The sequence below is a fragment of the uncultured Roseovarius sp. genome, from assembly GCF_913054395.1.
GTDB lineage: Bacteria > Pseudomonadota > Alphaproteobacteria > Rhodobacterales > Rhodobacteraceae > Roseovarius.
In genome coordinates this window covers 24,091-43,664 of the sequence record NZ_CAJXIP010000002.1, presented here as the reverse complement: position 1 = coordinate 43,664, position 19,574 = coordinate 24,091, and the positions used below count along the sequence as shown (strand labels likewise).

The window sequence follows — 19,574 nt, the reverse complement described above, 5'->3', positions numbered from 1 at the left end:
TGAGTATTTTTGGAAAGATGAAAGACGGCTGTTGCGGCTTTCGGTGTTATCGGATTGGATCAAACAGTGCGTCTTTCATCGCGCAGTCACGGACCACATCGCGCCCGCAGGGCCGCGGGGCAAGATTCTTGGAGAGGCATAGCCGGGCCTCTTGGATACGGCCCGATTTGCAGGTGATGGTCAGCATATCGGGCTCCAGCCCCGGATTGGCCTTGAGAAACGCCTGTTCGACGACCGACGCAGGCAGCTTTACCGGTTTGGAGAGTTTGCGAAAAACCGGCGGGCGGGTGATGCCGTCATAGGCGCGGCGCGCCAGGGCATAGTAATCCGGTCCCGAGAGACCAGTGCAGGCACCGTGCTTTTTCCATTGATACCAGGCCAGAGCGGACGTGCCCATGATATCGGCCATGGCGTTTGCCATCTGGCGGGACGGCGGGCGCGCGGCGCTTTTGCAATGCGAGGGGAACCCGCGGCGATATTGCGGCCAGAGCCCGTGCAGCACCCAGCCATGATCGGCGGTCTCGGCGCATTGCGGCGAGCGGCGGGCATCGCCCACGAGGGCGCACCATGTCGGTGACCAGCTGAGCGAGAGGACGTAATAGTCAAACTCTCCCGGCCGATCCGACTGTGCCCGGGCGGGCGTGCTGAACAGGCTGATCAGGACGAGCAGAAGCACCGGCATTCTTTGGACTTTCATTTTGTATCAGAGGTCACTATATAACGGCCAAGTTCCCCGACAATGGAAACCCGTTCCGGCCAGTCCGGAACCGCCCCTCCAGGCGACGGGAAAGATATGCGTGAAGGAGACCTGAGATGTCCAAACCAATCATGGCCAAGGCCACCGCCGTCTGGCTGGTGGATAACACGACGCTGAATTTCAAGCAGATCGCGGATTTCTGCGGGCTGCACGAGCTTGAAGTGCAGGGCATTGCCGATGGCGATGTGGCCGCAGGGGACAAGGGTTTCGACCCGGTTGCCAACAATCAGCTGACCGAGGAAGAGATCGAGGCGGGCCAGAAGAACCCGCTGCACAAGCTCAAGCTCAAGTTCAACGCTGCGGCACAGGGCGAGGAAAAGCGCCGTGGCCCGCGCTATACTCCGCTGTCCAAGCGGCAGGATCGTCCGGCCTCGATTCTCTGGCTGGTCAAGTTCCACCCGGAACTGGCCGATAGCCAGATTTCGCGCCTTGTCGGCACAACCAAGCCGACCATTCAGGCGATTCGCGAGCGGACCCATTGGAACATTGCCAATATTCAGCCGATCGACCCGGTGGCGCTTGGGTTGTGCAAGCAATCAGAGCTTGATGCCGCCGTGCAAAAGGCCAGTGCCAAGAAGGCGCGCGAAGGTGCCGCGATGAGCGATGACGAGCGTCGCAAACTGCTTAGCACCGAGCAGAGCCTTGGCATGGAGTCAGAGCCCAAGATTCCGACCGCTATCGAGGGCCTTGAGAGCTTTACGCTTGGTCAGGATTACCAGCCTGAAGAGCGTGAAAAGAAATACGATGCCGAGAGCCTCTTCAATCTTCCCGATGCGTCGGACGATGACGATGAGGATGAGGACGACCGCGGCTAAGCCGACAGGCCAAGCGAGCGACGCGACATTGCCCGGGCTTCACGGCCCGGGCTTTTCTTTGCGCAGGAAACGGGTCGCGTGCCGGACAGATCAAGGCAATTGTTGCCGGCAAAAGGAGAGGTGCGATGACCCCCGCCATATTTGCCTTGCTGATCTTTCTGGCGCCGCTGGCCTATAGTCCGGGGCCGGGAAACATGATCTTTGCCGCCATGGGCGCGCGGTTCGGGGTGGCGGCGACCTGGCCCGCGAGCTTTGGCTATCACTTGGCGACATGGGGGGTGACGCTGGCCATCGGGCTGGGCTTTGGCGCTGCAACGCAGGCCGCGCCGGGCGTGGCGCAGGCGGTAAGGATCATCGGTGCGGGCTATGTGATGTGGCTTGCGCTTGGCCTGTGGCGCGCCGGGGCGGTCGAGGACGGTGTTCTTAGGGCGGCGCGGCCAATGGGCTTTGGCGGCGGTATGGTGCTTCTGATCTTCAACCCCAAGGCCTATGTGATCATCGCCCTGATGTTCAGCCAGTTTGCAAATGCGCCGGGGCTTGGCGTGGTCGGCGTTGCGACGGTGTTTACCCTCAACAACATGCTGGCCTTTGCCCTTTGGGCGGCGATCGGCACACGGCTGGCGCGGATATGGTCGCGCCCGGATCAGGCGGCTTTGCTGAACCGGGGATTGGCGGCAATGCTTGGCGCTGTTGCGGTCTGGATGGTGCGGGCCTAGCGCGTGTCGCGTTCATCCGCATTCACGCGCCCCTCACTCACCGATTGGTTTCGCCTATGCGAGAGGCACAAAACAGAGGCCCGCTTTTGTGCAATATGCTCTGGCGCTCCATGCACGGACCATGAAAAAGCCCCGGCGCCAGTTCCGGCGCCGGGGCTGGTCACGCAAAGCGCGAAACCGGAGTCTAGCCGAACACGCGGGTCAGCGCGGCGTCGGTTGCCGAGACGATATGATTGATATCGTCCTTGGTAGCGATCAGGGCAGGCGAATAGCACAGCGTGTTGTTGAAGCCGGGAATCGAGCGGTTGGTCGCCCCGATGATCACGCCCTGCGCCATGCAATCGGCCACGACCGCCTGAACCTGTTTCTCACTGGCGGGCTCTTTGCTGGTGCGGTCGCTGACAAGTTCGGCGCCAAGGAACAGGCCCTTGCCGCGCACCTCGCCGATCACCGCATGCTTGTCCTGAAGCGCGCGCAACTGGTCGAGCATGTAATCGCCCATTGCCACGGTGTTGGCCAACAAGTTCTCTTCCTCGATGATCGACAGGTTTTCCAGTGCCGCCGCCGGGCCGGCCGTACAGCCGCCGAAGGTCGAGATATCGCGGAAATAGCTCATCGGATCGCCGGATTCGTCGCGGAACATTTCGAACACCCGCTCGGAGGTCACGCAACAGGCGATGGCGGCATAGCCCGAGGCGACACCCTTGGCCATGGTCACGAAATCCGGCTCGATGCCGTAATGCTGATAGCCGAACCATGTGCCGGTGCGCCCGACGCCGCAGACGACCTCGTCGATATGCAGCAGGATATCATACTTGCGGCAGATTTCCTGAACGCGGGGCCAATAGCCCTTGGGCGGGACAATCACGCCGCCACCGGCGGTCACCGGTTCGAGGCAGAGCGCGCCAACGGTATCGGGGCCTTCGGCAAGGATCACCTCTTCGATCGCATTGGCGGCGGCGATGCCGTATTCCTCGCCCTCAAGGTCCCATTGCGCGCGATATTCAAGGCAATGCGGGACGCGGACGAAACCGGGGGTATAGGGGCCATATTCCGCGTTGCGCTCGTCCTGGCCGCCGGCCGAAAGACAGGCGATGGTGGTGCCGTGGTAATCACGCTCGCGATAGAGAATCTTGTGCTTCTTGCCGCCAAAGCGCTTGTGGGCGATCTGGCGCACCATCTTGAAGGCTTTCTCGTTCGCCTCGGATCCCGAGTTTGTAAAGTAAACCCGCGTCATGCCCGGCATTTTTGAGATCAGCCGCTCGGAAAACTGCGCGCCGGGAATCGAGCCGGCGGACCCTGCGAAATACGGCAGCTTGATCAGCTGGTCGCGCACGGCATTGGCAATCCGCTCGCGGCCATAACCGACATTGACGGTCCAGACCCCGCCCGAGACGGCATCAAGATGCTCTTTGCCCTTTTGATCCCAGACCCGCATGCCGCGACCCTCGACGATAATGCGCGGGTCGCCTTTGGGGGCTTCGCCGGTCCAGGCGGCGTGTTGGATAAGGTGATGCCAGACGTGGGCGCGGTCGGCCTCGACCACGTGGCTGATGTCATTGTCGAGAATTTTGCCGTCCATCGGTATGCTCCATCGAGTTGGGGCCCGGCGCAACGCGCGGGCCTGTGATCTTTGTCCATTTCGTTCTGGCGTTATATCAGCCGTGAAATGCGGCGGGCTGATAGGGCCAGATGGTTGCAATAACTAAGGCCAGAAAAGCGTATCATTATAAAATTTTTTGCATAATTATCTGGTATAAAACGGTTTTTCAACACTGGCCTGTGGCGCAGGCGATATTTGAGCCTATTCAAAAACCTCTTTTCGGAAATGCTGAAATGATCGTAGGTCTGTTATTATTGCGTTGATCGGTTCTGTTGGATCGGGTTCACTCTTGAACGGTGTCTGTCGTCAAGCATGCTGATCTTATCACGGGCCGGGCGCATCCAAATCCGCCGAAAAGTGCGGTTTCAAGAATAAAAAGTAACGCAATCAACGGGAGATGAAAAATATGAAATTGAAATCCAAGCTGATGACAGCCGTGGCCGGTGCGGCGTTTCTGGCGACTGCCGGGGCCGCAACCGCACAGGAAATCACCGTTGCCTATTTCCTGGAATGGCCGATGCCGTTCCAATATGCCAAGGAAAAGGGCACCTATGACGAAGAAATGGGCGTCAAGGTCAACTGGCGCGCATTTGACACAGGCACCGCGATGAGCGCGGCCATGGCCAGCGGCGACGTGCATCTCTCGGTCAGCCAGGGCGTGCCGCCTTTCGTCGTGGCCGCAAGTGCCGGTCAGGACATTCAGGTTCTCGATGTGGCCGTGTCCTATGCCGACAATGACAACTGCGTTGTTGCCGAAGCGCTTGAGATCGACAAGACCAACGCGGGCGAGCTTGCCGGCAAGAAAGTGGCCGTGCCGCTTGGCACCGCCGCACATTACGGTTTCCTCAAGCAGATGAGCCATTTCGGTGTCGATATCGCCAGCATGGACGTGGTCAACATGGCCCCGCCAGAGGGCGCAGCAGCCATCGCGCAGGGCGCGGTTGACATGTTCTGTGGCTGGGGCGGAAGCCTGCGTCGCGCCAAAGAGCACGGCAATGTCCTGTTGACCGGCGCCGAAAAAGAAGCGCTTGGCATCCTGGTCTTTGACGTGACCAGCGGGCCCGCAGGCTTTGTTGCGGAAAACCCCGATCTGGTGGCCAAGTTTCTTAAAGTGACCGCAGACGCAAACGCGATGTGGGCCGATGCGGCCAACCGCGACGAGATGCTGCCGGTCATCGCCAAGGATAGCGGCATGGATCTGGAGGCCACGGCCGCGACCATCGACACCTTTGTGTTCCCGCCTGTCGAAGACCAGCTTTCGGCCAAATGGCTGGGCGGCGGCGCGCAGGAGTTCATGAAAGGCGTGGCCGATGTCTTTGTCGAAGCCAACAGCATCGACGCGGCGCTTGAGACCTACGAAAACAACGTCAACACGGGTCCGCTGGCCGCTGCCAACGGGATGTAATCCCACCCGACATGACAGAAGACAGGGGCTCGTCCGTGCCGCGGGCGGGCCCCTGCCCAATAAATCCAGGATAAACAGGGGGTGGGGATGTCTACACTTTCCATCGAAAATATCTCGATGCGGTTCGACCTGCCGAATGGCACGCATGTACAGGCCCTGCAGGATGTATCGCTTGAACTGAAGACTGGCGAATTGATGAGCGTGCTTGGCCCGTCAGGCTGTGGCAAGACCACGCTTTTGAACATTCTGGCCGGTTTTCTGGCCCCGACCGAAGGGCAGATCACGCTTAACGACCATCGCGTCACCGGTCCGGATGCCGAGCGCGGTATGGTCTTTCAGCAAGGCGCGCTGTTCGAGTGGATGAGCGTGCGCGAAAACGTAAGCTTTGGCCCGCGCATGAAGGGCCAGCGAGAGGCGGAATTCGCCGGTAACGTCGATCATCTGCTGGATGTCGTCGGCCTCAAGGATTTCAAGGAAAAGGCGGTTTACGAGTTGTCCGGCGGCATGCAGCAGCGCGTGGCACTTGCGCGCTGTCTGGCCAATGATCCGGACGTGATCCTGATGGACGAACCGCTTGGTGCGCTTGATGCGCTGACCCGCGAAAAGATGCAGGGGCTGGTTCTCAAGCTGTGGAAAGAAACCGGCAAGACGATCGTGCTGATCACCCACTCTGTCGAAGAGGCGCTGCTGCTTGGCGAACGTCTTTTGGTGATGGCCCCGCGACCGGGGCGCATTCACAAGGAATACCGCCTGCCCTTTGCCGAAATGGGCGTCGGGCAAGACCTTCGCGAAGTGAAAAAACACCCTGACTTTGCGGCAAAACGCGAAGAAATCCTGTCGATGATCTGGGATATGGAAGAAGAGATCATGGGCCGTACCGAGGAGGCAGACGCATGATCATTCTCATAATCTACGTGGCCATTTTTGCCGCTGCCTTTTTCGCTGTGCGCAAGGGTGTCAGCAAGTTCCGCCAGATGAACGATTATACCTCGCTCAAGACGGTGACCTTTGGCGATGAAAGCGCCGTGCGCCCGGATCGTTGGGCCAGCGTCATTTCGGTCGTGACGATCTTTTTGCTTTGGGGCGCCTTTACCGGAAGCAAATGGGTGCCGATCCATGCACCGGGGCCATTCATCGGCGATACCGAGTTCGTTTATACGCTTGAGGCCCCCGACGGCACCCGCGACGACGCCACGGTCTACGCCCGCGTCTTCAAGGTTGGCGAAGAGGTGACGGATCGCGAGGTTGAGCCCGGCGATGGCTTTGCCAAGAACGACGTCATCACCGTGGGCGCCTGGCGCTCGTCGCTTTTGCTGATGGACAAGAACGACGAGGTGACCCGCAAGGAGGGGGCCAAGGTGGTGGCAATTGACGGCCAGCCCGTTGCTCCCGGCCAGGCCGCGCAGGTGGCGAATGGCACGGTTGCCATCACCGCCAAGGGATCGCTGAATTTCGCGCCCGCGAAGGGCATGCAGATGGAGCCGATCTGGCTTCCGCCGCCGGAATCGGTGGTCTCGCGCGTTGCCGAGATTTCCGAGCAGGGTTATCAGAACTTTACTCTGTTCGAGCATCTCTACTGGTCGCTGTTCCGGGTCATCGTCGGCTTTGCGCTTGGCGCATTGGTGGGCATCCCGCTTGGTTATGCCATGGGGCTTAGTGACTGGTTCCGCGGCTGGTTCGACCCGATCGTCGAATTCATGCGCCCGGTGCCACCGCTGGCTCTTATCCCGCTGGTGATCATCTGGGCGGGGATCGGCGAGAGTGGCAAGATCATCCTGCTGTTTTTGGCGGCGCTCTGGATCATGACCATTTCGGCGCGCGCGGGTGTGTCCGGCGTGGCGATTTCCAAGGTGCATGCAGCCTATTCGCTGGGGGCCAGCAAATGGCAACTGATGCGCCATGTGATCGTGCCCAACAGCCTGCCCGAAATATTCACCGGCGCACGGGTCGCGATGGGGGTCTGTTGGGGCACGGTTGTCGCCGCAGAGCTTGTCGCGGCCGAAAAGGGTGCGGGCATGATGATCATGGTCGCCAGCCGCTTTCAGCTTACGGATATCGTGATCATGGGGATCATCCTGATCGGGATCATCGGCTATGGTATCGATATCCTGATGCGCAAGGCCGAAACCTGGCTTGTGCCATGGAAGGGCCGCGTCTGATCCGGCAGGGGTGAAAAGGGGGCGCTGCCCCCGTCGCCGCAAGCGGCGCCTCCCCCGGAGTATTTTTGCCAAGAAGAATGGGATGAAGCAGGCGGGCCTTGCTTCATCCTTTTTCGTTTAGGGCCTAGTTGAGCAGACCGGCGTGGCGCAGGCCCGCCTCGACCAGCGCCCTGGTCGGAGCGGTCAGCGGGGTCAGGGGCGAGCGGACCTCGGGGTCGCAGAGGCCAAGGCACGACATCGCGTATTTGACGCCGACGACACCGGGTTCGGTGAAGATCGCCTGGTGCAGCGGCATCAGCCGATCCTGAATCTCGAGCGCGGTGGCGTAATCGCCTGCGAGGGTTGCCTTTTGCACCTCGGCCACGAGTTTGGGGGCGACATTGGCGGTGACCGAGATCACGCCTTGCCCGCCTTGGGCGTTAAAGCCATGCGCGGTGCCGTCTTCGCCGGAAATCTGGGCGAAATCCTTGCCGCAGGTGATCCGTTGCGCGCAGACGCGGGCCAAATCCCCGGTGGCATCCTTGACGCCGACAATGCGCGGCAGTTTCGCCAGTTCGCCCATGGTGTCGGGCGTCATGTCAACGACCGAGCGGCCGGGGATGTTGTAGATCACGATTGGCAGTTCGCAGCAGTCATGCAGCGCCGTGAAATGCGCGACCAGCCCGGCCTGTGTGGGCTTGTTGTAATAGGGCGTCACCACAAGGGCCGCATCGGCCCCGACCGAAAGGGCATGACGCATCAGGCGCATTGATTCGAGCGTGTTGTTGCTGCCGGCACCGGCGATGACCGGAATGCGCCCTGCGGCGGCCTTGACCACCTCTGCGACGACGGTTTCATGTTCGGCATGGGTCAGCGTCGGGCTTTCGCCGGTGGTGCCGACCGGCACGAGGCCGTGGCTTCCCTCGCTTATATGCCATTCGACGAGTTTCTTGAGCGTATCCAGATCCAGCTCGCCGTCCTTGAACGGCGTGACCAAGGCAGGAAAAGATCCTTTGAACATGACACGCTCCTTTCGACTTCACGTGATGGCGGGCGGCGCCCGGTGTGATCAGGGTTGCCTGAGCGGTTCGGCGCGCATGGTCCGGTGGTTGTGAATGGACGCGGGCGCGCGTGACGCATAGGCTGGCGCCTGTCTATCCTTCGCAATGGCGGGAAATGCAAGAGATGTTGCGCGTCTGCATGTTTGTTCTGGGTGTTCTTTGCCCGGTTTTGGCGGCACATGCCGCCGATTTGCCACGCATTGCGCCGCGTCCTCTGGCCAGTGCACTTGAGGCGGTTCAAGGCGGGCGATGGGACGTCGCGGCACAATTGGCCCGGCGCGACGGGCCCGCGGCGGGCGATCTGATTGAGTGGTATCGCCTGCGCGAGGGGCTTGGGACACCTGCCGAGATCCTGGCGTTCCTGCGGCGAAACGGCCATTGGCCGGGACTTGAACGGCTGCGCCGTCAGAGCGAAGAGGTGATGACCTCTGCCGGGGTCGACGATGTGCTGGCGTTTTACGATGGGTATAGACCACAGACCGGTATCGGAGTCTTGACCCATGCAAGGGCGCTTGCTGCGCGCGGTCGCATTGGTGATGCTGAGGCCGGCGTCGTTCTGGCCTGGCACACGCTTGATCTGTCTTCGGAGGAACACGCGGCATTCCTGGCCGGGCACGGCGCGCTTTTGGCGCCGCACCATGCCGCGCGTCTTGATATGGCGCTTTGGCGGGGCCTGCGAGATGTGGAGGAAATGTTGCCGCTGGTGAGCGAGGGCGACCGCACCCTGGCCAAGCTTCGCCAGAGGGTGGCGAAAGAGGGCGCAAAAGGGTTGAGCGAGGCGCAGGAACGGCATCCGGGCATCGCCTATGAGCTTTTCACCAGACACCTGAAAAATGATCCCGACAAGGCCATCGAGGTGATCCTGCGCCAAAGCCGGATCAAGGGCGGCCTGGGTGAGGCGGACCGTTGGGCCAGTTGGCGGCGTGCCCTTGCGCGCCAGAAGATGCGCGAGGGCAAGGCGCAGCTTGCCTATGATCTGGCCTCGGTGCATCAGCTGGTCGAAGGGTCGAACTATGCCGACCTTGAATGGCTCTCGGGATATCTTGCGCTTCGCTATCTCGACGCGCCTGAGCTTGCACTTGACCATTTCCAGCGGTTTCGCGCGTCGGTGGAAACACCGATTTCGCTTGGGCGGGCGGGGTATTGGATCGGGCGCGCGCAAGAGGCGCTTGGCGATGCACAGGCGGCCCAGGTGGCTTACGGCGAAGGTGCCGCCTATCAAACCAGCTTTTACGGATTGCTGGCGGCGGAAAAGGCGGGGCTCGCAAGTGATCCGATGCTTGCGGGGAAGGAAATGTTCCCACCCTGGCGTGCTGCGGATTTTGCGCAAAGCGACCTGAAAGAGATCGGCACGCTGGCGCTTGCGATGGGCGACATCGGGCTTGCGCGGCAGTTTTTCATCCACCTTTCCGAGGCACAGGATCGCACCGGTCTGGGCCAGATGGGCCAGATGCTGGACGCGCTGGATCAGCCGCATTTGCAGGTCATGCTTGGCAAGGCCGCGGCACAGCGCGGTATCGTGATCGAGGCGCCCTATTATGCACTGCATGGCGTGGCCGGGTTGACCCTTCCGGTGCCGAGGGAAATGGCGCTGGCGATTGCGCGGCGCGAAAGCGAGTTCAATCACCTGGTGGTCAGCGGTGCGGGCGCGCGTGGCCTGATGCAGGTTATGCCCGGCACCGCGCGCGACGTTGCGCGCGATCTCGGGATTCAGCATGAGGCGGGAAAGGTGCTGGGCGACTGGGCCTATAATGCGCGGCTTGGCGCGACCTATCTGGCCCAGTTGGCCGCCCGGTTTGACGGCAATGTCGTGCTGGTCGCCGCAGGGTATAACGCGGGACCGGCGCGGGCGGCGCAATGGGTGGAGGAATTCGGTGATCCGCGAGACGCCAAGGGCGATGCAATTATCGACTGGATCGAACACATCCCGTTCCGCGAGACCCGCAATTACGTGATGCGCGTGTCCGAGAGCCTGCCGGCCTATCGCGCCCGGTTGGGAACCGAGCCATTGCCGCAACCCTTTTCGCAGGAATTGCGCAGAAGCAGTGTCGCCCCCCTTGGCGATTAGGCCAAAGGGGGCCTCTGCCTAAAAGGGCTTGCGCCATGCGACGGCCAGCGACCAGTCGGTTTTGGACTGCACGCCATTGAGGTTCTGATAGACCGGCAGGCCAAGTTCGACGCCCAAAAGCTGTCCCTTGAGAAGCCCGCGGCGCGGGGTCATGTCGGCGCCCGCATAAAGCGTGATGTAATCGCCGCCATAGTTGCGTGGGTCGGCCCCAAGCGAGGGACCCGCAATATTGGCGTCCTGCCCCTTGATCCGACCCGCGTGGCGATATTCGGCGCGGCCCGAATAGCTTATCCATGGCGCGGTGCGATAGCTGATCCAGCCGGTCAGCGCGGCCTCGTGCCCATGGCGATAGCCCTCGTCATTCTCGCCCAGGCGGAGGATGCCACGCAGCTGGCCGCCCCAGTTCAGCGCGCCACGTCCCGATTCCACGGTCAGGCTTGGGTGAAGGTCAAAGGTGCCCGAGCCAAGCTGCATCGAATAGGCCAGCCGTCTGGTCGGCCGGGTGTTCATCGGCGAAAGCATCTGCCCGGTTTCAGTGATCGACCCCGTTGGCAAGCTAAGGCCAAGCCCGACGCGAGCGCCGCCTTTCCGGGTCTTGTTCAGCGCCAGCAAAGCCCCAAGCCGGATATCGCCAAGCCCGTTCGAGGTGGTTGTATTGTCACCCAGCACCGTGGTGCCCGCAGGCCCCGCATAGGTGCGCATGGTCATGGATTTTTCCACATAAGGCAGCATCCCCATCAGGGTCAGCCGTTCGCTCGGCGCATACAGCGCGCCAAGCATATGCATGTCCATGCTCATGCTGACCGGGGCGACGCGGATGGTGGGCGGCTGACCGGGCAGGGCGGCAAAGGCGTTGGGAATGGTGGTGACAAGGGTATTGGCGTCCATGTCATCGGTGCCCTGGCGGATACCCGACATCTCCATTGTGCCATAGCGATAGGTGAGCACCAGCTTGCCCTTGGGCAATTGATGGCGACCCGGCACGCCGATCGGGCCATGGTTGTGCATCTTGTGGTGTTTCATGGCATGAGACATGCCGCTCGTTGCCGGTTGGCCCGTCGTCATGTCGTCGCCCTGTGGCATCATGTGCTGGGCGCTGGCCATCGGCGCCAGTAGCCCGGCGCAGACAAGAGCCGCGCCAAATGTTCGGTTGATCATCGTTGTATCTTTCAGATCGGGCACGCCCTTGGGCGGCCCGTTATTTCGGTCTTGGAACGTGGAAATGTCAGGTCTTCAGAGCCGAAGGCGCGGTGGTGCGCGCGACTGATAGGGGCCTTGCCCGTCCGCACTGGCCCAAAGCGAGGCCATGGGCGCGATCTGCGCGGTGGTGGCCAGGCGGCCGGGCAGGATGATCGGTTGATCGGGGGCAAGCAGGGCGGCGGTGATGCCAAAGGCCGGGCAGGGATCGTGCCGGGGGTCGCCCTCGTCCGTTGTGCCCTGTTCGGGGATGCTCTGGCTGCCGATGGGGATATAGATGATCTCGGCGCCGGTACAGATCGCCATCATGCCGGGGCCGGGGGCGCCATCGGCCATCACCATCGGCAAGGCCGCCACGCGCAGCGCCAGAAGGCATGCGATCAGGATCGCGGCAACTCCGCGTGCGCCTGTCTTTAGCTGTGAAAAGGTGCGCCGCATGATTGTCCTGATACTCGTTTCAGGACGTTATATTCGCGATCACGAATTTGTGAAGCGCGGTCTGGCCGACTGGCCCGTTTTGCCGCAGGGCCGCCTAACCACAAGCCTTCCCCCCAAAGGGGGATGCTTCAGCCTGTGACGGAAAGCAGGATTACCCGGCGCGGCGTTGCCGCCACAGGGTGAACAGCCCGGCCCCGACAATAAGAGCGCCGCCAAGCGCCACATTCAGGCGGATCGTTTCGGAAAAGGCGAGGATGCCGATGGTGCTTGCGAACAGAAGTTGCAGATAGGCAAAGGGCTGTACCGCGCTTGCCTCGGCAACCTCATAGCATTTGATCAGCGTCCAGTGCCCCGCCGCCCCGGTGATGCAAAGCGCCCCCATCCAGACCCAGTCAGAGGCGATCATCGGTTCCCAGAACCACATGCCGACCGCGGTCATCGCCACAGACCCGACTGTGCCGGTCCAGAAGAAGCTTGTTGCGGCGGTATCGCGGCGCGCGACATAGCGCGTCAAAAGGCCGTAAAGCGCGAACATCAGAGCGGCAATCAGCGGTACGATGGCCTCCGGCTTGAACACGCCAAAGCCGGGTTCGAGGATGATGATCACCCCGACAAAGCCGACCCCGATCGCCACCCAACGCCGCCAGCCCACCTTTTCGCCAAGAACCGGTCCCGACAGGGCGGCGATCAACAGAGGATAACAGGCAAAGACCGCATGGCTTTCGACAAGACCCAACAGGGTAAACCCAAGGATCATCACGCAGATTTCGGTCACAAGCAGAAGCGAGCGAAACGCCTGCATCACCGGTTGGCTTGTGGCGGCGGCGGCGCGCAGACCGCCCGCCTTTCGGCTGGCGATGGTCATCACGAAGGCGGCAAAGAACCAATAGCGGATCATCACCACCATGAGCACATTGTATTCGCCCGCCAGATGGCGCGAGATGCCGTCCTGCACCGCGAAGATAAATGTCGTGGCGATCATCAGCCAGATACCCAGCCGGGTGTTTTGCGCGTTCATGTCTTGCCCTTTGTGGCGGTGGTCATATGGCGCTTGCGCCCGAACCCTGGCTGACGGGTAACAGAAAATCCCGCCGCCTCAAGCCCCCGGCGCACGAAACCTGCCGCAGTATAGGTGGCGGCGGTGCCATTGGCGCTTGTATGCCGGGCGACCTCGGCCAAAAGAGTGTCTTGCCATAGTTCGGGGTTCTTGGCCGGGGAAAACCCGTCAAGGAACCACGCATCGGCCCGACCCGGCCACTCGGCAAGTGTCTGGCGCGCATCGCCTTCGATCAGGGTGAATGTCAGGTCGGGCAGGGTGATCACCTGTGCGCCGCCCTGCCAGAGCGGGGCAAGTTCGGCGGCAATATCCGACAGTTCGGGAAAGGCCGACTGTGCGCGGCGCATCTGTTCGGGGCTCATCGGGTAGGCCTCGAATGTGGTGAAATGCAACCGCCCGCCGACATTGGCCCCGCGCCAGGCCGCCAGGCTGGCCAAAAGGTTCAATCCGGTGCCAAAGCCAAGTTCGGCAATATGAAACCCGTCACGAAACCGCGCCGGCAGGTCATTTCCTTTCAGAAACACATGCCGCGTTTCTGCCAGCCCGTTCTCGAGGCTGAAATAGGGATCGTCGAACCGGGTCGAGACGGGAATATCGCCGTCGCGCCAGAGGACATCGGCCTGCTGGCTCTGCATGCTGTAATCCTTTAAAGCGGGGTGGACTGGCGGGACCATGCAGGGGAACAGGCGCTTTGGCAATGGCCGATATAACGGTGATGGGGGCAGGGATTTTCGGCCTCTCGGTGGCGTGGACCTGCGCCGCGCGCGGCGCGCGCGTTCGGGTGATCGGCCCGGGCGGTCCCGGTGCTGGTGCCTCGGGCGGCGTCGTCGGGGCGCTTGCACCGCATGTGCCGGAAAAGTGGAACGACAAGAAGGCGTTTCAATTCGACAGCCTGATCATGGCCGAGACATTTTGGGCCAGCGTTGCCGAGGTCTCCGGGAAATCGCCGGGCTATGGTCGTCTTGGGCGCCTGCAACCGATCGCCGATGAGGCGGCCCTCGGGCTTGCCACTGCACGGGCGGCCACCGCGCGCGATCTCTGGCAGGGCAAGGCGGAATGGCGCGTGATTCCCGCCAGGGAGGGCTGGGCGCCGTTTTCCCCGACCGGATATCTGATCGAAGACACGCTTAGCGCGCGGTTGCACCCGCGCCGCGCCTGCGCCGCGCTTGTGGCGGCGATCCGCGCAAAGGGGGGCGAGGTGGTGACATCGGGCGCGCCCGAGGGGCGGGTGATCTGGGCCACCGGCGTGGCCGGGCTGCAAGAACTGAGCGCCGCCCATAGCCGCAGCGTCGGCGCGGGCGTCAAGGGGCAGGGTGCGCTTTTGGCCTATGATGCCGCCACCCTGCCACAGCTTTTTGCCGACACGTTGCATGTCATTCCGCACGCAGATGGCACCACGGCCATCGGATCGACCAGCGAGAATACCTATGACGACCCTGACAGCACCGACGCCCTTCTGGACGCGGTGATCGCACGCGCGCGCGCTGCGGTGCCTGCGCTGGTTGATGCGCCGGTTCTTGCGCGATGGGCAGGCGTTCGCCCCCGAAGCCGCAGCCGCGCGCCGATGCTTGGGGCGCACCCCTTGCGGTCCGGGGAATTCATCGCCAATGGCGGCTTCAAGATCGGCTTTGGCATGGCGCCCAAGGTCGGACAGGTCATGGCGGATCTGATCCTTGACGGGGTGGATGCCATCCCCGAAGGCTTTCACCCCGAGGCGTCATATTGAAGGGACAGACCATGCAACCCAAGGTGAATGCGCTTGACCATCTGGTGCTGACCGTGGCCGATCTTGACGCGACCATTGCGTTTTATCGCGATGTTCTGGGGATGGAGGCACAGGCGTTTACGCCCGCTGACGGAACCGCGCGTTGGGCGCTGAACTATGGCGCGCAAAAGATAAACCTGCATCTTGCGGGCGCCGAGTTTGAACCAAAGGCACAGCGCGCCACCCCCGGATCGGCGGATTTGTGTTTCCTGAGCGATGTGGCGATTTCGGAATGGCTGGGGCATTTCGCGCGCTGCGGCATCAGGGTTGAGGAAGGCCCGGTGAAACGCACCGGCGCGACGGGGCCGATCCTGTCGCTGTACCTGCGCGACCCGGATGGAAACCTGATCGAGGTGTCGAACCCGCTGGAAGGGTGAAGTCAGGGCGCCGCGTACATCCGGCAATACGAAACCGGTCCGGCGCAGGGTCTGCGCCGGGCCGCCAAGACGATCGCTTTACCGTCGATCAGTTGGATTTGAACAGATCGCCGTATTCGGCGCGCAGGATGTTTTTCTGAACCTTGCCCATGGTGTTGCGCGGCAATTCATCCAGCATGATAAGCTTGCGCGGATGTTTGAAGCGCGCCAGCGAGGCGCCTGCCGCCTCTGCAATCGCGTCAAGATCGGGTGTTGCGCCCTTTTGCGCCACCAGAAAGCCGACCACTGTTTCGCCGAAATCGGGATGCGGCACGCCCACGACAGCACTTTCAAGCACGCCGGGCTGTTCATCCAGCAACAGTTCGATTTCCTTGGGATAGATGTTGTAGCCGCCCGAGATGATCAGATCCTTGTTGCGCCCAACGATCTGGACATAGCCCTGCTCGTCGATCAGCCCCAGATCGCCAGTGATGAAGAACCCGTCGCTGCGCAACTCTTCGGCGGTTTTTTCGGGCATGTTCCAATAACCTTTGAACACGTTCGGACCGCGGACCTCGATCTGGCCGATCTCGCCTTGGGGCAGGGTCTTGCCGCTATCGGGATCGGTGATCTTGAGGTCCACCCCCGGCAGCGGGAACCCGACCGTGCCGGCGCGGCGTTCGCCCTCGTAGGGGTTCGAGGTGTTCATGTTGGTTTCGGTCATGCCATAGCGTTCAAGAATGCGGTGGCCGGTGCGCTCTTCGATCGCCACATGGGTTTCGGCCAGAAGCGGCGCGCTTCCCGAGATGAAAAGCCGCATATGCCCGATAAGCTCGCGATCAAAGCGCGGGTCGTCCAGAAGGCGGGTGTAAAAGGTCGGCACGCCCATCATGCTTGTGGCGCGCGGCAGGTTTTCGATCACCTTGTCCTGATCGAATTTCGGCAGGAAGATCATCGAGGCCCCGGCCAGCAGGATCACATTGGTCGCCACGAAAAGCCCATGCGTGTGAAAGATCGGCAGCGCGTGAAGCAACACGTCTTTTTCGGTAAAGGCCCAGTAGTCGACCAGCGTTTCGGCATTTGACAAAAGGTTGGTCTGGGTCAGCATCGCACCTTTCGAGCGCCCCGTCGTACCAGAGGTATAAAGGAACGCGGCAAGATCATCGCTGCTGCGCGCGGTTGCCTCAAAGCTCTCCGGTTGATCCTTGGCGGCGTCGGGCAGGCTTCCGCTGCCATCGGCATCGAGCGTCATCAATTGGGCGTCGGCGGATTTGGCAACGCTCGCCAGAGCATCGGCCTTTGATCCGTCGCAGAGCAACAGGCGCGCGCCGCTGTCGGTCACGAAATACCCAAGTTCATCTGCCGTATAGCCGGTGTTGAGCGGCAAGAAAACGATCCCCGCCTGTACGCAGGCCGCATAAACCGCCAGGGCCTCTGGCGATTTTTCGATCTGCGCGGCAAGCCGGTCACCGGGGGCAAGGCCTGTGCTGAAAAAGCTGTTGGCGTATTGCGCAGTCAGCCGCAAAAAGGCGTCATAGCTTACCGTACTGCCATCCGAGAGGTGGAGAAACGGCGCGGTTCGGCCCGCATGGCGACCAAAAAGCGTGTCGTAAAGGGGGTTGGCCATGGCAATATTCCTTGTATCAGTCTTTGGTGGCGCGGGCGGCGCTCAGGGCGGTAACTTCGGGCGAAGCGGCGATTTGGGCCGCAGTCGCAAACCGTTCGTGGTTTTGCGAAATCAGCGCAAGATCGTAAAGGTAATTCACCATCATGCCGCCCGATTGCGCGAGTCCATTGGACGACAGGTCGGCGCCCGCATGGATGGCATGCACCGAGGCCCCGTTGCCAAGGTGAAACCGCGCGACCGGATCGAACGGGCTGCCCTCGGGGCGCTTGGCGTTCAACAGGTAGTCGGCGGTGATCTGGCGACGCTCTTCGGGATCGTCCGGCAGGGCAATGCCTTCGGCCGTCAGCCATTTGGTCAGCGCCGGGATCGGTGATAGCGTCACGAAGGTCTTGAGATTGGGAAGCTCCTGCGAGAGGTCGGCAACGACTTGTTTGATCAGCGAGTTGCCAAATGAAATCCCGGCAAGCCCCGGCTGACAGTTCGAGATCGAATAGAACACGGCGGTGTCGGCCGCCTCGGCGGTGATCGCCTCGCGGTTCTCGGCCAACAGATCATGGATCGCCCCCGGTGTGCCGCGTGTCAGCGCCACCTCGACGAAAATCAGCGGTTCGTCGGGCATGGCCGGGTGGAAAAACCCGAAACACCGCCGGTCGGCAGGTTGCAGCCGGAGCCGCAGGTCATCCCAGCTGTCGATGGCATGCACCGCCTCATAGGCGATGATTTTTTCAAGGATATCGGCCGGGCTGCTCCAATTGATCGGGCGCAGCACCAGAAAGCCACGGTTGAACCACGACGAAAACAGGTGCCGCATGTCAAGATCGACCACCCCAGGCGCGGAGTTGGTTTTGGTCAGGCGCAAGAGGTCGCTTCGCATCGCCACCAGCTGTGCGGTGGCGCCGGGCACCTGATTGAGACGGCGCGCCAATTCCTGGCGCGGCGGCTCTGCGGCGGCAAGGAATGTCCGATAGCTGTGCCGGTCAGGTGAGGCCTCGAAAGCATCAAGGGCGTTGCGCACGGTTTCTGGATCAACGCCAAGGTCGTTGGTCAGAAAGGTGAAGAACCCGAGTTTGGCTTCGTCATCCATCCCGGCATAGCGATCAAGAATAAGCCGCGCCAGGGCCATGCCCGACACCTCGCCCGAGCTGCCAAGCAGGTCACGAGAAAGGTCTTCGATGCTTCGGTTCTGCTTGTCCGGTTCGGTTGCGCCACGATAGCGGCGCTCGAAAACCGTTGCCAGAAGATCGGCGAGCACGCTCATACCGCACCCCCCATCACGACATCAGGTAGCCATGTCGCCAGCCCCGGAAACAGGCAGAGCAGGATGATCGCGAGGATCATGCAGGCCACATAAGGCAGCGAGCCAAGCAGGATCGTCTTGAGCTTGATATCGGGTGCGATGCCGTTGATCACATAAAGGTTAAGCCCAACCGGCGGAGAGATAAGGCCGATTTCCATGTTGATCGTCAGGACCACGGCGAACCAGATCGGATCGAAGCCGGCTGTCAGGATGATCGGCAACAGGATCGGCGCCGCCATCAGGATCACCGCGACCGGCGGCAGGAAAAAGCCCGCGACCAGAAGGAACAGGTTGATTGCTGCCATCAGAACCCAGCGGTTCACATCCAGCGTACCGATCCATTCGGCAATCGACTGGGTGATGAACAGGCTCGACAGCATGTAGGAAAACACACCGGCCGCGGCGATGATGAACAGGATCATCACGCTTTCACGGGTGCTGTCGCGCAGCACGACCCAGATCGCCTTGGGGCTCCACATCTTATAGATGATGACCGCCATCAACAGGCAGAGAAGCGCACCGATCGCGGCGGTCTCGGAGGGGGTCGCGACACCGCCGTAAAGCGCGTAGAGAACGCCGAGGATGATCACCAGGAACGGCAGCACGCGGGGCAGGATTTCAAACCGTTCGGCCCAGGAATAGCCGCGCCCGCCCAGAAGGGCGATATTGCCGGACTTCCATGTCGAATAGAGCGACCAGGCCATGAACAGCCCGACAAGCATCAGCCCCGGAATGACGCCGGCCAGAAACAACCGTCCGATCGAGGTTTCGGTGGCGATGCCGTAAACGATCATCGTGACCGAGGGCGGAATAAGGATGCCAAGCGTACCGCCCGCCGCGATGGAACCCGCAGCAACGCCATCGGGATAGCCGCGCTTGCGCATTTCCGGGATGCCCATCTTGCCAATCGCCGCACAGGTGGCGGGCGAAGAACCCGACATTGCCGCGAACAGCGCACAGGCCCCGAGGTTCGAGATCACAAGGCCACCGGGCACCCGCGTCAGCCAGCGTTCGAGCGCCTCGTAAAGATCGGCCCCCGCGCGCGTAGAGGCAATGGAAGAACCCATGATGATGAACATCGGGATCGACAGCAGGGCAAAGTTGTCAAGTTTGCCGAACAGGATTTCCGGCATCAGTTCGAGCGAGCGCATCCCGTCGAATGCGATCAGAAAGCCGGCCGAGACGATCAAGAGGCCGATGGCCACCGATACGCCAGAGAACAGCACGAAGATTGTCATGAGGGCGACAAGCCCCCCCAGTACGAGCGGATCCAT

General features: G+C 61.7%; 18 protein-coding genes. 8 read left to right on the top strand and 10 right to left on the bottom strand.

Annotation, left to right across the window (positions count from 1 at the left end):
* Window positions 1-46: 46 nt before the first annotated feature.
* Window positions 47-682 (bottom strand): ribonuclease T2, encoded by a 636-nt coding sequence (locus QZ522_RS00605; protein WP_294606405.1) that lies wholly within the window; start codon window positions 680-682, stop codon window positions 47-49.
* 131 nt (window positions 683-813) lie between these two features.
* On the opposite strand from QZ522_RS00605, the gene QZ522_RS00600 reads away from it, so the two are divergent.
* A complete protein-coding gene (locus QZ522_RS00600) occupies window positions 814-1,572 on the top strand; it encodes a cell cycle transcriptional regulator TrcR (protein ID WP_294606403.1) in 759 nt (252 codons plus the stop codon).
* A gap of 125 nt (window positions 1,573-1,697) precedes the next feature.
* A complete protein-coding gene (locus QZ522_RS00595) occupies window positions 1,698-2,288 on the top strand; it encodes a LysE family transporter (protein WP_294606401.1) in 591 nt (196 codons plus the stop codon).
* 184 nt (window positions 2,289-2,472) lie between these two features.
* Here the strand turns inward: QZ522_RS00595 and QZ522_RS00590 are convergent, their stop codons facing one another.
* Window positions 2,473-3,870 (bottom strand): aminotransferase class III-fold pyridoxal phosphate-dependent enzyme, encoded by a 1,398-nt coding sequence (locus QZ522_RS00590; protein WP_294606399.1) that lies wholly within the window; start codon window positions 3,868-3,870, stop codon window positions 2,473-2,475.
* A gap of 427 nt (window positions 3,871-4,297) precedes the next feature.
* Between QZ522_RS00590 and QZ522_RS00585 the strand changes: the two genes are divergently transcribed.
* The 3 genes from QZ522_RS00585 to QZ522_RS00575 all read left to right on the top strand — a co-directional run bounded on the left by QZ522_RS00585 (window position 4,298) and on the right by QZ522_RS00575 (window position 7,455).
* The gene (locus tag QZ522_RS00585; protein WP_294606397.1) at window positions 4,298-5,296 is read left to right on the top strand and encodes an ABC transporter substrate-binding protein; all 999 of its coding nucleotides are present in this window, start codon (window positions 4,298-4,300) and stop codon (window positions 5,294-5,296) included.
* A gap of 87 nt (window positions 5,297-5,383) precedes the next feature.
* Window positions 5,384-6,193 (top strand): ABC transporter ATP-binding protein, encoded by an 810-nt coding sequence (locus QZ522_RS00580; RefSeq protein ID WP_294606396.1) that lies wholly within the window; start codon window positions 5,384-5,386, stop codon window positions 6,191-6,193.
* Window positions 6,190-7,455: an ABC transporter permease subunit gene (locus QZ522_RS00575; protein WP_294606394.1), complete on the top strand. Its 1,266-nt coding sequence runs from the start codon at window positions 6,190-6,192 to the stop codon at window positions 7,453-7,455. Before QZ522_RS00580 ends, QZ522_RS00575 begins: the two co-directional genes overlap by 4 nt.
* A 124-nt stretch (window positions 7,456-7,579) precedes the next feature.
* Here the strand turns inward: QZ522_RS00575 and dapA are convergent, their stop codons facing one another.
* Window positions 7,580-8,455, bottom strand: a complete 876-nt coding sequence (gene dapA / locus QZ522_RS00570; protein WP_294606392.1) for a 4-hydroxy-tetrahydrodipicolinate synthase — start codon at window positions 8,453-8,455, stop codon at window positions 7,580-7,582.
* 110 nt (window positions 8,456-8,565) lie between these two features.
* Here dapA and QZ522_RS00565 point away from each other — a divergent pair, with 110 nt between their 5' ends.
* Complete coding sequence (locus tag QZ522_RS00565; RefSeq protein ID WP_294606389.1) at window positions 8,566-10,563, top strand: lytic transglycosylase domain-containing protein; 1,998 nt, start codon at window positions 8,566-8,568, stop codon at window positions 10,561-10,563.
* Between the two features lie 18 nt (window positions 10,564-10,581).
* Here the strand turns inward: QZ522_RS00565 and QZ522_RS00560 are convergent, their stop codons facing one another.
* From QZ522_RS00560 to mnmD, 4 genes are all read right to left on the bottom strand, one after another.
* Window positions 10,582-11,721 carry a transporter gene (locus QZ522_RS00560; RefSeq protein WP_294606387.1) on the bottom strand — a complete coding sequence of 380 codons (1,140 nt, stop codon included), beginning with the start codon at window positions 11,719-11,721 and terminating at the stop codon, window positions 10,582-10,584.
* A 75-nt stretch (window positions 11,722-11,796) separates the two neighbouring features.
* A complete protein-coding gene (locus tag QZ522_RS00555; RefSeq protein WP_294606385.1) occupies window positions 11,797-12,198 on the bottom strand; it encodes a hypothetical protein in 402 nt (133 codons plus the stop codon).
* Between the two features lie 151 nt (window positions 12,199-12,349).
* Window positions 12,350-13,216 (bottom strand): DMT family transporter, encoded by an 867-nt coding sequence (locus tag QZ522_RS00550; RefSeq protein WP_294606383.1) that lies wholly within the window; start codon window positions 13,214-13,216, stop codon window positions 12,350-12,352.
* Window positions 13,213-13,890 (bottom strand): tRNA (5-methylaminomethyl-2-thiouridine)(34)-methyltransferase MnmD, encoded by a 678-nt coding sequence (gene mnmD / locus QZ522_RS00545; protein ID WP_294606381.1) that lies wholly within the window; start codon window positions 13,888-13,890, stop codon window positions 13,213-13,215. Before mnmD ends, QZ522_RS00550 begins: the two co-directional genes overlap by 4 nt.
* 62 nt (window positions 13,891-13,952) lie before the next feature.
* Between mnmD and QZ522_RS00540 the strand changes: the two genes are divergently transcribed.
* Together QZ522_RS00540 and QZ522_RS00535 are read left to right on the top strand one after the other, a co-directional pair.
* Window positions 13,953-14,981, top strand: coding sequence for an FAD-dependent oxidoreductase (locus QZ522_RS00540; protein WP_294606379.1), 1,029 nt, complete (start codon window positions 13,953-13,955; stop codon window positions 14,979-14,981).
* 11 nt (window positions 14,982-14,992) lie between these two features.
* Window positions 14,993-15,397, top strand: a complete 405-nt coding sequence (locus QZ522_RS00535) for a VOC family protein (protein ID WP_294606377.1) — start codon at window positions 14,993-14,995, stop codon at window positions 15,395-15,397.
* 88 nt (window positions 15,398-15,485) lie between these two features.
* Here the strand turns inward: QZ522_RS00535 and QZ522_RS00530 are convergent, their stop codons facing one another.
* Genes QZ522_RS00530 through QZ522_RS00520 form a run of 3 tightly spaced genes read right to left on the bottom strand, consistent with a single transcriptional unit; the run spans window position 15,486 to window position 19,574 of the window.
* Window positions 15,486-17,003: a malonyl-CoA synthase gene (locus QZ522_RS00530; protein WP_294606375.1), complete on the bottom strand. Its 1,518-nt coding sequence runs from the start codon at window positions 17,001-17,003 to the stop codon at window positions 15,486-15,488.
* A 16-nt stretch (window positions 17,004-17,019) separates the two neighbouring features.
* Window positions 17,020-18,261: a malonyl-CoA decarboxylase gene (locus tag QZ522_RS00525; RefSeq protein ID WP_294606373.1), complete on the bottom strand. Its 1,242-nt coding sequence runs from the start codon at window positions 18,259-18,261 to the stop codon at window positions 17,020-17,022.
* The gene (locus tag QZ522_RS00520; protein ID WP_294606372.1) at window positions 18,258-19,574 is read right to left on the bottom strand and encodes a TRAP transporter large permease; all 1,317 of its coding nucleotides are present in this window, start codon (window positions 19,572-19,574) and stop codon (window positions 18,258-18,260) included. Before QZ522_RS00520 ends, QZ522_RS00525 begins: the two co-directional genes overlap by 4 nt.

Coding starts and splice junctions, on each gene's coding strand:
- QZ522_RS00575 (WP_294606394.1), top strand. CDS start 6,190: ATGATCATTCTCATAATCTACGTGGCCATTTTTGCCGCTGCCTTTTTC.
- QZ522_RS00550 (WP_294606383.1), bottom strand. CDS start 13,216: ATGAACGCGCAAAACACCCGGCTGGGTATCTGGCTGATGATCGCCACG.
- QZ522_RS00605 (WP_294606405.1), bottom strand. CDS start 682: ATGCCGGTGCTTCTGCTCGTCCTGATCAGCCTGTTCAGCACGCCCGCC.
- QZ522_RS00560 (WP_294606387.1), bottom strand. CDS start 11,721: ATGATCAACCGAACATTTGGCGCGGCTCTTGTCTGCGCCGGGCTACTG.
- QZ522_RS00530 (WP_294606375.1), bottom strand. CDS start 17,003: ATGGCCAACCCCCTTTACGACACGCTTTTTGGTCGCCATGCGGGCCGA.
- QZ522_RS00585 (WP_294606397.1), top strand. CDS start 4,298: ATGAAATTGAAATCCAAGCTGATGACAGCCGTGGCCGGTGCGGCGTTT.
- QZ522_RS00600 (WP_294606403.1), top strand. CDS start 814: ATGTCCAAACCAATCATGGCCAAGGCCACCGCCGTCTGGCTGGTGGAT.
- QZ522_RS00525 (WP_294606373.1), bottom strand. CDS start 18,261: ATGAGCGTGCTCGCCGATCTTCTGGCAACGGTTTTCGAGCGCCGCTAT.
- mnmD (WP_294606381.1), bottom strand. CDS start 13,890: ATGCAGAGCCAGCAGGCCGATGTCCTCTGGCGCGACGGCGATATTCCC.
- QZ522_RS00520 (WP_294606372.1), bottom strand. CDS start 19,574: ATGGATCCGCTCGTACTGGGGGGGCTTGTCGCCCTCATGACAATCTTC.
- dapA (WP_294606392.1), bottom strand. CDS start 8,455: ATGTTCAAAGGATCTTTTCCTGCCTTGGTCACGCCGTTCAAGGACGGC.
- QZ522_RS00595 (WP_294606401.1), top strand. CDS start 1,698: ATGACCCCCGCCATATTTGCCTTGCTGATCTTTCTGGCGCCGCTGGCC.
- QZ522_RS00540 (WP_294606379.1), top strand. CDS start 13,953: ATGGCCGATATAACGGTGATGGGGGCAGGGATTTTCGGCCTCTCGGTG.
- QZ522_RS00590 (WP_294606399.1), bottom strand. CDS start 3,870: ATGGACGGCAAAATTCTCGACAATGACATCAGCCACGTGGTCGAGGCC.
- QZ522_RS00580 (WP_294606396.1), top strand. CDS start 5,384: ATGTCTACACTTTCCATCGAAAATATCTCGATGCGGTTCGACCTGCCG.
- QZ522_RS00555 (WP_294606385.1), bottom strand. CDS start 12,198: ATGCGGCGCACCTTTTCACAGCTAAAGACAGGCGCACGCGGAGTTGCC.
- QZ522_RS00535 (WP_294606377.1), top strand. CDS start 14,993: ATGCAACCCAAGGTGAATGCGCTTGACCATCTGGTGCTGACCGTGGCC.